The 14,857-nt window shown below is 35.8% G+C and carries 6 protein-coding genes; 5 read left to right on the forward strand and 1 reads right to left on the reverse strand.

What is annotated here, in order from left to right:
• Positions 1 to 7: 7 nt before the first annotated feature.
• Positions 8 to 1,978, forward strand: a complete 1,971-nt coding sequence (locus tag FJR09_RS23740) for a CHASE2 domain-containing protein (protein ID WP_168652564.1) — start codon at positions 8 to 10, stop codon at positions 1,976 to 1,978.
• A gap of 67 nt (positions 1,979 to 2,045) precedes the next feature.
• A complete protein-coding gene (locus FJR09_RS23745; protein ID WP_168652565.1) occupies positions 2,046 to 2,948 on the forward strand; it encodes a DUF928 domain-containing protein in 903 nt (300 codons plus the stop codon).
• Between the two features lie 133 nt (positions 2,949 to 3,081).
• Here FJR09_RS23745 and FJR09_RS23750 read toward each other — a convergent pair whose 3' ends face one another.
• Positions 3,082 to 5,931, reverse strand: a complete 2,850-nt coding sequence (locus FJR09_RS23750; RefSeq protein ID WP_168652566.1) for a CHAT domain-containing protein — start codon at positions 5,929 to 5,931, stop codon at positions 3,082 to 3,084.
• Between the two features lie 306 nt (positions 5,932 to 6,237).
• On the opposite strand from FJR09_RS23750, the gene FJR09_RS23755 reads away from it, so the two are divergent.
• The 3 genes from FJR09_RS23755 to FJR09_RS23765 all read left to right on the forward strand — a co-directional run bounded on the left by FJR09_RS23755 (position 6,238) and on the right by FJR09_RS23765 (position 14,785).
• On the forward strand, positions 6,238 to 7,653 hold the full coding sequence (locus tag FJR09_RS23755) for a cytochrome P450 (protein ID WP_168652567.1): 1,416 nt from the start codon (positions 6,238 to 6,240) through the stop codon (positions 7,651 to 7,653).
• 205 nt (positions 7,654 to 7,858) lie between these two features.
• The gene (locus FJR09_RS23760; protein ID WP_217361139.1) at positions 7,859 to 12,922 is read left to right on the forward strand and encodes a filamentous hemagglutinin N-terminal domain-containing protein; all 5,064 of its coding nucleotides are present in this window, start codon (positions 7,859 to 7,861) and stop codon (positions 12,920 to 12,922) included.
• Between the two features lie 63 nt (positions 12,923 to 12,985).
• Entirely contained in the window at positions 12,986 to 14,785 is a 1,800-nt protein-coding gene (locus FJR09_RS23765) for a ShlB/FhaC/HecB family hemolysin secretion/activation protein (protein ID WP_168652569.1), read from the forward strand.
• Positions 14,786 to 14,857: the final 72 nt, after the last annotated feature.

Below are 14,857 nucleotides of genomic sequence, written 5' to 3' on the forward strand. Positions count from 1 at the left end.
TAATTATATGCAGCAGAATAAAAACGTATTTCTCCTACATTTTTTAAAGTCTATTATAGAAAATTCACCACTAGGAATTTTCGTTATAGTAGTAGTTTGCTTTTTTCGCTTAATTGGAACATTTCAAATTATTGAACTCAAGGCATTTGACAATTTTATACGAATGCTTCCTACAGATAAGAAAGATGAAAGAATTGTTATAGTTGGGATTGATGATCAGGACATAAAGAATGTCGGGAAGGATACCATGACCGATCAAGAGATTGCCAATTTATTAATTAAATTGCAGACATACCATCCTCAAGTTATTGGTTTGGACATTTATAGGGACGTACCAGTTGAACCTGGACATGATAAATTGATGTCTGTATTTAAACAAATGAAAAATTTAATTGTTATTGAAAAAGTATTAACCCCTTCAGTTTCTTTACCAGAGGTAACGCCTGAAAATTTTGGTTTTTCAGATTATTTTCCTGATCCTGATGGCAAAGTAAGGCGTATCCCAATAAGAATGAAAAGGCCTGATTCTGATGATATGGTTTATTCTTTCTCTTTTGAGCTTGCTAAATTGTATTTAAAATCTAAAAATATTACTTCTAATGAAAATGAACCTGGAATACAATTGGGTTCAACTAAACTACGTCGAATTTTAGATGAGTTTGGGGGATATTCTCTGGTACCTGACAATTATGGGTTTCAAGTAATGGTCAATTTTCATAGAAGTCCAGGTCTAGAACATTTTGATACAGTTTCCCTAACAGATATTAACAATGGTAAAATAGAGCCGGAAATGATACGTGATCGCATAGTTATTATTGGTATGAATGCTGATGGTCGAAAAGATTTTGTTAATACTGAAGCTATTGTTAAACCGAGGTTTGCTGGACAAATTTATGGAGTAGAATTTCATGCCCATGCTGTTAGCCAAATTATTAGTGCAGTTATTGATGGACGACCACTCTTTAATTCTTGGTCTAGGTTATTTGAATATTTATGGATATCGAGTTGGGGGTTGTTGGCAATTATTCTGCTAATTCATTTTTATCAATCTCCTTTAAAGAGTATATTTAGTATTAGTATTGCTGGTATAACAGTTTCTGTTCTTGGTTATTTGTTGCTTTGGAATGGAGGTTGGTGGATACCCGTCATTCCAGTTTGGTTAGTTTTAGGTCTAAATTATGCAGTTTATCTTGTTTACGCTAATAATAATCGTAATTTAGCAACCAAAATTAATGAACGTGAAAAAGCCATTAAAGATACTTTTTATATCATTCATAATGGACCACTGCAAGATATAGCTAAAATATTGAGAAAGTTTAACGAAAATATAGAAATACCTGCAAATGAACTCAAAGATATAATTTCAAAAATAAACTTTGATCTTAGGGAAATTTCAGATTATTTGGAAAAAGAATCTAATCTAAAAAGTCTTAGGTTAGGTAATGGTGAAAAAATAGATTTAACTTTTCCCATTCACGATCTTTTCCTTAGAGTTTTCACTGCAACTCTTAAACGAAACTTCGATTGTTTTCAAAGTATAAAAATAAAAACCCGTGACTTTGATCCTATTGATCCTGAATACATAAGTCTTGAAGAAAAGCAAAATCTGTGTCTCTTTCTTGAGGAAGCTTTGTGTAATGTTGGAAAACACGCCCATGGTGCAACTCGTATTTCTGCTATTGGCAAACAAGAGAACGGTAAGTACATTCTTAGCATTCAAGATAATGGACAAGGTATTAATTCATCTTGTAAGAAGAATGATGGAACTAAGCTATTTTCACAACTAGAAAAGAAACTAGGAGGTAAGTTTGAACGTAAGTTTATTCCTCCCCAAGGAACTCTTTGCGAGTTGACGTGGGAACTACGAGATAAAAACAGGAATTTTCATCAAAGTATAGTTATCACTACAAAAGCTATGATAAAAAATGTAAATAATTACTTTAAGGAAATTATTAAAATCATATTTCTAATCAGATGATGCTTATAAATATTTCTTGAATTTTGTTTGACAACTTTAGCAACAAATAAACTAAGAGTAATTGAAGATGATGACTAAAATTATATGTCTATTAAACAAAGTTAGTAACAAAAAACTAACAATCTTTATTCTGACTTTAGTATTAAGTATGACCTCTCTGGAGTTGGCCTGGTCAACCCCACAACCTCAGCCCCAACCTATTAAAAACACTCCTTCAAAGACAAATCAACAGGCCAAACAATCCGAACGCCAACCTACTAAAGACACTGGTTCTAAAGGGGCTGCTGTCAGAGGATGTGGGGAAGATGGAGAAATATCCCTAAGAGTTTTGGGGTCTCGGAATTATTTTGAGCCTATAGTCTCTACACGTCCAACTTTTGCTTGGTTTGTCCCCGATTCTAAACCTGTTAAAACTAAAATTAGGATTTATAAACAACTTCCTAATAAGCAAAAGAAACAATTCGGTGATGATATTCTGCTATCCAGTACACAGGGAATTATGACACTATCTCCATTTTCAGATAAAGTACCAGAACTTGAGGTAGGTGGAAAATATCTTTTCCAGGTAGTAATGATGTGTGATCCTAATTCTAGATCAGCAGATTTGGAAGATACAGCATATTTTGAAGTTGAAAATATTCCTGTTAGTTTGCAGAAAGCTCTTGATAATGCAGGAAATAATCCAGCTAAAAGAGCAGCTATATATGCTGATGCAGGTTTTTTGCAAGATGCATTAAGCGAAGCTTTAAAGCTGACTGAAAAATCTAAGTTGGGAAAATTAGGTGCGGATATATTACAAAAGTTGATTAAAGAGGAAGAACAGCCAGAAGACATAGAAAATGTATTAAACATTTTGGTTGAACATGAACAAGAAAAACCAGAAAAACCAGAAGAATTTAAATCTGAGAAGCGTAAATTGATTGAGGAAAGGATTAGTGACTTAAAGCAAATTGCAGTCAGCCAACAATGATAAGATCCATTAAGTAATGAGACGAAATTAATTACAGAAAAATTTGGTTTAAAATCCTTGATTGGCAAAGGATTGGCAAATAAATAATATGTAATTAATTCTGTTCAAATGCTTACCACAGGAAATAATTATTCTAAAGCCAGTTACCAATGAGAATGAAAGGAGACCAGTAAGCAGGGTGACATCCATCGTCAATGCATTCTGGTTTAATTAGAGCTTTCTGTGCCTCTTGCAATGCCTTGGCTTTGCTCATTCCCTTGTCCTTCCAATTCTCATAGAATGCTGTTACTAATTTTGTTGTGAAAGAGTTTCCCGGAATATACCAAAGAGAAGCTAGGGCGCTTCTAGCACCAGATTGCAGTGCAATTCCTCCTAAACCTAGCGTAGTACGGTCATCTCCTACCGCAGTTTGACAAGCCGAGAGAACAAGCAACTCGAATTTTTGAGTATCAGTGGTGAATTTCCGAACATCTTTTTCTAGCTGAGTAATGGTGATTTTACCATTAGTTTTTTCTGTATTTTTTTTGCCTGTTACTAAAAAGGTATCTTCTGAAAGAATACCAAACTGCCCATGAGTTGCAATATGAATAATTGGGTAAAAACTTTTGTTAAGTTCGCTTGACAGGCTTTCAGGTCTAAAATCCTTATTTAAAAGCAGCTTGCTGTTGGGAAATTTATCTGTAACTTCTTTTATTTCATCTTTAACCGATTCGTCTAGACTCTGGAATTTTTCTCCACTATCTAATTCAGCTTTCTCACTTAATCCCAATGCCAGGACTCTCAAATCTTTTTTAGAATTTAATTTTTCAGGAACGGTTAAGCTGAGACTAGGAGTAACAGCAATTGCATACTTTTGAATTAAAAATAGACTATTTTTTTTATCATAAAGAAGTGCGCCCATAGGGATACTGCGTAATAAACCATCAAAATTAAAAACGAGAGTTTGGATCTTATTATTATCTAAATCTGAAATAAAATCTCCAAAAATTTCTTGATATAATTCACTAGATGGAGTTTCAAAAGGTTTATACTCATGGCTAGTTCTATCTTCAAGAGTCTCGCGTAATTTTTCGATTTTTTTTGTAAATTTTTTATTGTCTTTAATCCAGTGAAGTTTATTGATTCTCTTATCAGCATTAGAGTTAAATCTATGTTCTGGATTTGGTAAATTGACTATAATGGCTGTACTTTCTTTCAAGGAAATAGAACTAAATATAGCTGTGTCTTCTTGAACTAATTCATCAATTTCTTTTTCTTTGAATTTTATTAACTCACAATCCTTGCCAAAATAATTTTCTAATTCTGCTATTCTTAAATCATCAATAATCTGAAGAGCAAAGGCTGTAGAATTTTTTGGATCATCATTATCTTCTAGTTTTAATTTGGCTAATTGACGATACAGAGGTTGAACAAAATCACGAAAATCAAATTGTAAATTCCTATCTGCAATTAAAATGTCTTTACGGATATCTTTAAGAATTTGATAAGCTCGGTCATAGGCATCTATTGCTTCAGGTTTTCTACCTAATTTATTAAGAATCTGTCCAGCTTGCCACTCCCACAGATAAAGACTATCCTTGGCAAGTAGGTCTTGTTCAGCAGCTAATCGCGCTTCGTTGGTTTTCTCTAAGGCTTTAACATAATTCTTACGGCAAGCATAAATATGACCCAGTTCCCCAAGTGCAAAAGATTTAGAACGACTATCTTTAATTTTTTCTGCAATTGATATGGCTGTATTAAGTAACTTATCAACTTCTGATTCCACTTGTTGTTGTGGACATTTAGTTTTATATGAAGTTTCATCATCAGATAAAATATATGGCTGAAAAATAGCTAAGTCAATGACTGCATAAACTTTTTGTCGAGAATCAGGAAGTTTACCAATTAAATTTATAGCTTCTTTCAAGTATTTATTTTTTTTAAATTCATTTTCGGATTTTTGGTCAATAGATTGATTATTTTTGTCACCTTTTAATTTTTGGTCAAAAACTCGAATTAAATTAAGACGTGCTTGCATTTTACTATTGTAATTTTGAGCAAGATTAAAGCTATCATCAAAATACTTAATAGCTTGATTGCTATCGTTGTCAGCTTGGTCATTAAACTTTTCATATTTATCAGTAGCATTTCGTTGTTTAGCAGACATAGCGAAAGTCTCGTACATCTGAGAACGTCCAAAATAGGCATTACCTAAATTATTAAAAATAGAAGATTTATAAACTGAGTCACTGATTTCTTCATTGATATTCTTTGCTTCTTCTAAAACTTTAATTGCGTCATATTTACCTTTTTTACCTTTAATTGCGTTATCTTTACTATTACGAGTATCTGCCAATTCGTATTTACCATGAAGGCGATAAGCCAACCCTAAACTCCCTAAAGCTGCTACTTCTAATTTTTTATTTTTGTAAGTACGTGCAATGCTCACAGCACTTTCTGGCTTACAATCTAATTTCTCATCAGATGGACTATCTAATTTTTTATCAACAGGATGACTATCTAATTTTTCATCAAATAGACTATCGTTACATAAAAGAGCGATCGCTTGTTTAGGTTGTCCCATACTGTTGTAGGTTTGAGCTTGTTCAGTCAGCAACTGTCCAACTCTTTGCCTGTCTTCCTGCTGATGGTAGTAGGAAATTACTTGTTGCCAGTAACCAATAGCCTGTTCCCCTTGTCCAAGCTGCTGGTAGGCGATCGCTAGGTTTTCCTGCACAATAGCTTGATTGGGTTGGTTATTACTCTGTTTGTAAAACTCTAAAGCTGGTTGCCACTTCTCAATAGCAGCAGTATAATCTCCACTCTGATAGTATCTAAAGCCCTCCTCTACTAATTGACTGACATTGGCATTAGGTGTTTGAGCCGTGACGAGGTTTCCTAATGGAATATGACCTAAGAATAGGCTTATTGTTAGGGTACTAAGGAATAGCGTCCCAAGAAAGCGAAGGATTTTGGATTTTCGACGTTGAGACTGCATAGCCATTTAATCTATACCTTTCACTAAGTAATTTACTTGACTATACTCTAAGTGGCTAAGATATTGAATGATTTGAAAAAATCTTTCACTAGAATACTTGTCTCACTAGATTTCAGCTTTTAAGATAATTACGTAGTTACTATTCTACTATTTATTTTAGTATAAAAGACGACTTGCATAAAAATGCAAGTTGTTATGTTTAAATTTGAAGTTAAATTTGTAAAAAAATACATATACAAGGTATTAATTAAGGCTTATTGTTTGGTATAGAGAAAAACTGCCAATGCATATTCATGACAATAAACTATTGTCATGAATCAGTCCGGTTTAATTCAAGGAGTAATCTATATCGTGGAACTTACTGAAACTGCAAATAAATACATTAACAACCTGCCAGATGGACCTAACACTCCTAAATCTATTCAGACTTTTCAGACAATTTTTCAGCCTGTGGAGTATTTAGAAAAAGCAGTTAAAGATTATGGTGACATTTTTACAATGCGTATACTTGGGTTTCCTCCTGTAGTATCTTTGAGTGATCCACAAGCAATTCAGACAATCTTTAAAGCTGAACATGATTTATTCGATACGGGAAGAAATAACTGGATTGCACAACCGTTTTTAGGTAATAACTCTGTTATGTTGTTAGATGGAATGAGACATCAACAACAACGAAAGTTATTAATGCCTTCCTTTCATGGAGCGAGAATGCAAAAATATGGAAAAGTTATTTGTGACATTACTGAGCAAGTGATTCATCAATGGATAATTGGTCAACGTTTCTCTATGTATTTATCTGTACAAGAAATCTCACGGCAAGCCATCATGAGTATTGTATTTGGTTTAGAGAGAGGGGAACGATGTGATTTAATCATGAGCGTATTAAGTTCATTACTTAAAATTACTAATTCTTCTTGGAAATTTACTTTATTGTGGTTTCAATTTCCCCAACATGATTTAGGCAATTGGAGTCCTTGGGGAAATTTTTTGCATCAAAAAAAGCTTCTTAATCAACTTTTAACAGATGAAATTTGTCAGAGAAAAACTAATTTAAATTCCTCTTCAGAAGACATCTTAAGTTTGATGTTTTCAGCACATGATGAAGAAGGTAATCCAATGAGTGAAAGTGAAATACGCGATGAGTTAATAACTTTAATATTTGCCAGAGAAACCACTGCTTCTGCAATTGCTTGGGCGTTTTACTGGATTCATGCTCAACCAGAAGTTTACTCAAAATTGATGGAGGAACTAGAATATATCAGTCTCGATACAGAACCAAGTGTTATCGCTAAATTGCCTTATCTCAGTGCCGTAGTTTCTGAATCGCTACGTATTTCTCCTGTAGGATTATTTACCTTTGTTCGCGCTTTAAAAACTCCTCTCAAGGTGATGGGCTATCACTTTGAACCAGGGACGTTACTCGCACCTTGTATATATTTAACTCATCATCGTTCTGATATTTATCCTGAACCTATGCAGTTTAAACCAGAACGGTTTTTGGAACATCAATTTTCTCCCTATGAGTATTTTCCTTTTGGCGGCGGAAATCGTCGCTGTATTGGGTATGCTTTTGCGTTATTTGAAATTAAACTGGTACTGGCAACAATCTTAAAGAGAGTGCATTTGGAACTGGCTACTCAACGTCCGGTTCAACCAATACGACATGGTGTTGCTTTTACACCCTCTGGAGGAACACGAATGGTTGTTAAGTCTATTCAAAGAAATTAAGAAATAAAAAACATTATGGCAAGCGACTAAAACTGATGAAAAAATGTAACAATACTATTGCTAAGTAGGTGGACGTGAAATAACCAAAATGTGTAACGATATGTAAATTAATCTTGATGTGTTATTGTGGTTGAGTTTTAGCCATTTCACAAAGTGAAATATATTTTGATTTTTGTCCACCCACCTACTTACTTACTTTAGTTAGATGAATAGAGAGGTATATCCATTGCTAAAAAGATTTAATCAAGCCAGTCCAATCATTCAGGGTTCATTGATTCTCATTGGATGTCTAGTTAGTTCTTTCTGTAGTAAACCAGTTTTGGCACAGCTTAAACCAGATAGAACTTTAGGGGCTGAAAGTTCTGTTGTTAGAGAGAATGTGCAAGTTAAAGGAGCTTTGGGGGAGTTAATTGAAGGAGGCGCAACACGAAATATTAACCTCTTTCACAGTTTCTCAGATTTTAATGTGGGGGATTTACAGCGCGTTTATTTTGCTAACCCCACAGGAATTAATAATATTTTAACGCGGGTAACAGGAGGAAATGCTTCCAATATTTTTGGCATATTGGGGGTAGATGGTTCAGCTAATCTATACTTACTTAATCCCAACGGCATTGTATTTGGAAAAAATTCCCACCTGGACATTGCAGGTTCTTTTACAGCAACCACAGCAAATAGTGTGGTTTTCAATGACTTTAATTTTAGTGCTACAAATCCAGAATCTCCACCTCTATTAAAAGTAAGCGTTCCTTTAGGATTACAATACCTGACATCTCAACCAGCAGGAATTATTAATGCAGGTCAATTAGCGGTAGGAAATGGACAGAATTTAAGTTTAGTGGCGGGGACTTTAGTCAATACAGGACAAATTTTAGCACCAGAAGGTCATGTAATTATTGCCACTATTCCTAGCAGGGAAGTGAATAGTAATTCTTTATCTAATTTGCTCAAAAGTACAGGTAGCACAGATAATTTTGGGGTGATTGTTACTGATACTGGAGAAGTCAGATTAAGAGACTCCAGCTATAAAGTAGAAATGGGAGATATTGTAATTGCTGGTGAAAAAGAACTCCCATCTATCCAAGGAAAAACAGCAACCTTAGTTGCTGCTAACAATCTCACATTGAACTCCTCTAGACTATACACAAGTGGAGATTTAAACCTACTTGCCTTTGATACAGTGCGAGTTAGAGATAGTATAACTAATCCCTTTAATGCAGAAGCGGGAGGAAATTTACATATACAAGGCAATCAGGGTATAGATATATTGGCACTAAATCATCCTCACACACCTTTTCAAAGTGGCGGTAATCTTAGTTTAGTTAGTGATGGCATAATCTCTGGAGATGCACATTTTGCTAGTGGTGGACGGTTTTCGATTTTAAATTTATTAGGAAAACCAGGTAATTTTGTTAGTCTGTATGATCCGATTATTAGTTCCCAAGAAGATGTAATTATTGGAGATTATATTGGTACTTCTTTAAAAATTGAATCAATGGGAAGCATTGCTACAGGTAATATAATTATTAGCGGTGCAGATACAAGTTTAACTCCAAATACTGATTCAGATATTTCTATATTAAGGAGTAGTCCTTCTTTAATTCTACGAGCTGGAGTAGAGCATTTAGAAAATCCCCCTACTCCATCTACTGCCTCTTCATCTCCTGTTCAAATTCCCTTTCCAATTATCATTTCTTCTACACCTGTTTATAATAATGATTTTCAAGGCAATGTTGGGGAAGAATGGTCAAATACATCAATAGATATAACACCTGTTGGTGAGCGCAAATTTTTAGGACAATTTAGTGGTACTAGCTTAGTAGATTTAAGTATTAACAATTTACCAGACCATCAATTAGCAACAGTATTTTTTGACTTATTCATTCTCAAAAGTTGGGATGGAAATAAGCTAAGTGATGGACCTGATATTTGGGGATTAAGTGTAGATGGAGGTATACCATTATTAATTACAACATTTATTAATCTTGATCCTCCTTATACCTCACTTGTCGAATCTCAGTCTTATCCCGATAATTATAATCCATTGAGTACGAACAATGTAAATAATCTACCCCGTACAGGAGCAATTGAGAATAATTCACTTGGATATAAGTTTTCACCATTTGGAGAACGTTCAATAGATTCTGTTTATAAATTAAACTTTACATTTCCTCATTCAGATAGTTCTTTAGGGCTTCATTTTTTGTCTATTCTAGGTGGTTTTACAGGTATTGAAGATGAAAGTTGGGGATTAGATAACGTTGCAGTTGCTGTACACAAAGCTGTTACTCCTACGGGAGAAACCTTTCCAACGATTACACCACCACCACCTACTTTTACAACTTCTGGGCAACAATCGGCCGGAAGTATTACCACAGGGAATATTTTAACTCTAGGTGGTCCTGTTATTTTCTCAGGAAAAAGTGATATTACTCTTAATGGTTCAATTAACACATTAGGAGGTGATGTTACTCTTAATAGTGGTGGCAAAATTAGTGCAATTGCTAGTCAAATAAATTCTCAACTTGATAATAACAATGGGGGGAAAATTACCCTTAAAGCAGATGGTGATATTCTTGGTGGCATGAATATCAGAGGGGGAGAGACTAGAGTTGAGAGTGGAGGGACAATTAATCTTAGTCAGAGTCGGATTAGTACAGCCTCTGGTAACAATGGATCAGCAATTACCTTGATAGCAAATGGTAATATTTTCACAGGTGAACTGGAATCAAGAGGTGGAGATATTACTCTTAATAGTGGTGGCAAAATCAACACCATAGCTGGAGAGTTAAAGTCTTTTTCCATCAATAGGGGAGGTGATATTACTCTAGCTGCGAATAGTGATATTTCCGTTGGTCAAATCACTTCTTCTGGTGATAAGGGAGGCGGGAACATTACGTTTAATACCAATGGTAATTTCTCTGTAGATGGCCTTTTTACTATTCGTAGTGATGCCTATCAATCAGGTGTAGGAGGCAATATAGCCATTACAGCTAATTCGGTTTCTTTGAAAAATGGTACTCTAATTTTAACGGGTTCAGAGAAAGGAGGAACTGGGGGTAATCTGAATGTTACAGCTAATTTTATAGACTTGAGTGGTTTTGGAATTATACCAGGTGGTTTTTTTGGGAATGGACAAGATGTTTTAGTTCCTACAGGAATGTCCACTTCTACTGCAAGTTCAGAAAATGCAGGAACTCTAACAATTAACACAGAGCGATTAACTGTTCGTGATGGTGCATCAGGTTTAGGAACAATAACCACAGGTTCTGGTCGTGGTGGAGATATAATTATCAAGGCTTCTGAGTCAGTTGAGCTAATTGGTATTGAAGGTGAAAATCTACCTCCAATTGGTTTATTGGCTGATACTGCTGACATCAATAATCGCTTTGGTAACAATTCACTGATTGATGGAGACGCAGGAAATATAACTATTGATACGAAACGCTTGTTTGTTCGCAACGGTGCTATTGTCTCCTCTTCTACTTTTAATTCAGGTCATGGGGGAAACTTAATTATTAACGCTTCTGAATTAATAGAATTAAGTGGTACTTCTAGTAATGATTTTTCGAGTGGATTCTATAGTCAAGCATTTGGTACTGGGAATGCAGGTAAAGTGGAGATTAATACTCCTCAATTAACTATTGAAGGAGGAGCTACTGTAACTGCTAGAACAGCAACAGTATCAGATGTTAATTACCCAACAACATCTATTTTTCAACAAGAATTTGGCGCTGTCTTTAGTCCTAAAGCCACAGGAAATGCTGGAGATTTATTGATTAATACTAAAGAATTAATAGTTATCAATGGCGGAGAGATATCTGCTTTTACTCTAGGAGAAGGAAATGCAGGAACTATTAGCTTAAATGTCACCAACAACACTAACCTTATTGGAGATAATAGTCGCTTGTCTGTAGCAACCAGTAGTTCTGGTAAACCCGGTAATATTATTCTCTCTACAGGGCATTTAAACGTTTCTCAAGGTGCAGAAATTACGGCTACAGCTACCTCTACAGCTACTAACTCACAGGAAGGGGGAAATATAAGCATTTACACTCCTGAAATGAATCTTGATGGTAGAGTAGCGATTATTGCCGAAACCCAAGGAGTTATCCCCGCAGGAACAATTAATTTACAATCGCCCAATGGTGGACAGAATTTAAAAATTAATTTTTCTCAAGGTGCAGAAATTTCGGCTTCTACTTCTGCTCAAGGAACTGGCGGTAGTATTGTTCTGACCGCTCCTGAAGCGATCGCTCTTTTAGGTCAAGGTACGCTTAAAGTTGAAAGCAGTGGTTTAGGTAATGCCGGAAATATCAAATTTGCTACCCAAAATTTAACCATCGCTGATGGAGTAACGGTTTCGGCTTCTAATTCTGCTCAAGGAACAGGAGGCAATATAGATATAATGGCTGGTAATTCCTTCTTATTGCAGCAGAGTAACTTATTAACTGAAACTACAGGAATTGGTACAGCCGGAAATATCAATATAAATACATCTCAATTCACAGCTCAAAATGCCCAAATATCTGCCCGTAGTCAGGGACAAGGTAATTCAGGCAATATTAACACTTATGTTATGGGAGAGTTATTAGCTAAAGATAGTCAGATTAAAACATCAGCCCTTCAATCATCTGGTGGAGCAATTAATATCACGGCTGGAGATATTCGTTTTTGGGGGAATAGTGATATGACCACCAATGTTTTTAGTGGTGTTGGTGGAGGTGGTGATATAAGTCTAACCGTTGGGTCAATTCTTGCATTTGATGATAGTGACATCCTTGCCTTTGCGCGTGATGGTAAAGGAGGCAATATTACCTTGAATACTCCTGCTTTCTTTGGCTCTAGTTATGGTCTCTCACCAAATGATATTGACCCAGCAACATTAGATGGTAACAACCGCGTAGATATCAACGCTAGTGGTGCTGTAAATGGGTTGATTACCCTACCAGATGTCAGCTTTATCCAGAACAGTCTTACTAAATTACCAGACAATCTCATTAACACTGAAAATATAATTGCCAATAGCTGTATAGTCCGTAAAAGTAAGAAACAAGGCACTTTCAACATTACAGGATCTGGAGGTTTACCAACCCGTCCTGGTGATGCTTCTGTTTCTCCTTTCCCCACGGGTGAGGTACGTAATATACCCAGTAGTCCCATCTCTAATACTACTCGTGGCTGGAAAAGAGGAGACCCAATTGTTGAGCCAACAGGGGTGTATCAGTTGCCTAGTGGGGAATTAGTTTTACATCGTGAATGTTCTTAATCATAGGGTGAAGCTGTTTAGTATTCAAAGCATATTCAATAGGAGGTTTTTTCAGTGTGTTTAATGAGATGGGTAATAATTCCAGGTTCTAGCCTTGCTATCCTAGCCACTTTTACTCTGAGTGTACTGGCTCAATCCGTACCTCCTGGAGGTGTGAATCTTCCTAGTAATACTCAAGATACTATTCAACAAACCCTTCCTAATCAATCTGATTCCCCTCCTTCTCGCCAGTTAGAATCTTCACCATCAACAACCCAACCTAATCTATCAATACCTCCTGTTACTCAACCCTCTGAGATTGTTCCCTCAACTCAAGAACCTTTACCTATAAAAAGATTGGCAGTCTGTGGAAGTACTGCTTTAGCAGACAAGATTATTGACATCGTTAGAGAGGTTTTAGATACTCAAAAAACCCCTGTTACCACAGACAAAGACAATTGTTTAATTTTTCCCATTGTCAATAGCAATAAACCTACTCTTGAGAATTTATTTCAACTGCGCTCTAAAATTACTCAACTTTACATTAAGGAAGAATACATCACCTCTGGAGCATTTTTGCGTGTACAAGATTCGGAAGATATTAGTCATCAGATTGTAAAAATACAAGTAGTGGAAGGAGAATTGGAAAAGCCAAAGCCGATTAAAATTAGTGGGTTAAATCGTCTCCAGGAAGTATATGTGCGTAGCCGATTAGAACTGGCAACTGAAACACCATTAAATCAACGGCGACTAAAAAAAGCACTACAACTTTTACAACTAGATCCTTTAATAGAGAAAATTGAAGCTGAGTTGATTGCTGGTAGTCGTCCAGGTAGCAATATTTTAGATGTAAAAATCAAGGAAGCACCAGCTTTTCATACGGTAGTTTCAACAGCTAATAACCAATCTCCCAGCATCGGTTCTCTGGAAACCAATTTACTTGTTGTCCATAATAATTTATTAGGTTTTGGCGATCGCTTCAGTGGTCAATACGGTTTCACGGAAGGACTTGATAACTACGACCTCAACTATACTATTCCTATAAATGCCCGTGATGGCACTTTGAGTTTGCGTTATAACAACAGTAACAGTCATATTATCCAAGATAAATTTCGAGATTTAGGGATTAGAAGTGAAACCCAAACCGTTTCTTTTAGCGTTCGTCAACCAGTATTCAAAGCACCGGAAAGTGAGTTGGCTTTGGGTGTAGCCTTGGATGTACGTCGTAGCCAAAGTTTCTTACTCAACGATATTCCCTTTTCCTTCTCTATTGGTCCAGAAAATGGTGAATCTAAAGTTGCAGTGATTCGATTTTCTCAAGATTGGGTAGACAGAGGACTGAAAAGAATTTTAGCTGCCCGTTCCCAGTTTAGTTTTGGCATAGATGCCTTTGATGCAACTATTAACAATACGGGAACTGATGGACGATTCTTTTCTTGGCTGGGACAGTTTCAATGGGTGCAGCGTTTGTCACCAAGAACAGTATTAGTAGCAAGAATTGATGGTCAAATCACCCCAGATTCCTTACTACCCCTAGAAAGATTTAGTATTGGTGGAGTGAATACAGTCAGAGGCTACGCTCAAAATCAACTAGTTGCAGATAATGGTATTATCAGTTCGTTGGAATTGCGTATTCCCCTGACTAAAAACCCCAATATATTGGAATTAGCACCATTTTTTGAAATAGGTAGGGCTTGGAATAATCAAAACCCAGATCCTAGTCCAGCTACAATCGCCAGCTTAGGACTAGGTGGACGTTGGCAAATAGGTTCTGGTTGGGACTTACGTTTAGATTATGGTATTCCCCTTATTCAAGTCAATAAACAGGGCGACTCATTGCAAGAGAATGGGGTTTCATTTTTATTGCGCTACCAGCCTTTTTGATGCCCGATAAGACTGCAATTACAGCTATTTTAATTTTAGCAAATAAGTGGGCGATCGCTATCAATAGAAAAT

The sequence above is a fragment of the Dolichospermum sp. UHCC 0406 genome, from assembly GCF_009712025.1.
Taxonomy (GTDB): domain Bacteria; phylum Cyanobacteriota; class Cyanobacteriia; order Cyanobacteriales; family Nostocaceae; genus Dolichospermum; species Dolichospermum lemmermannii.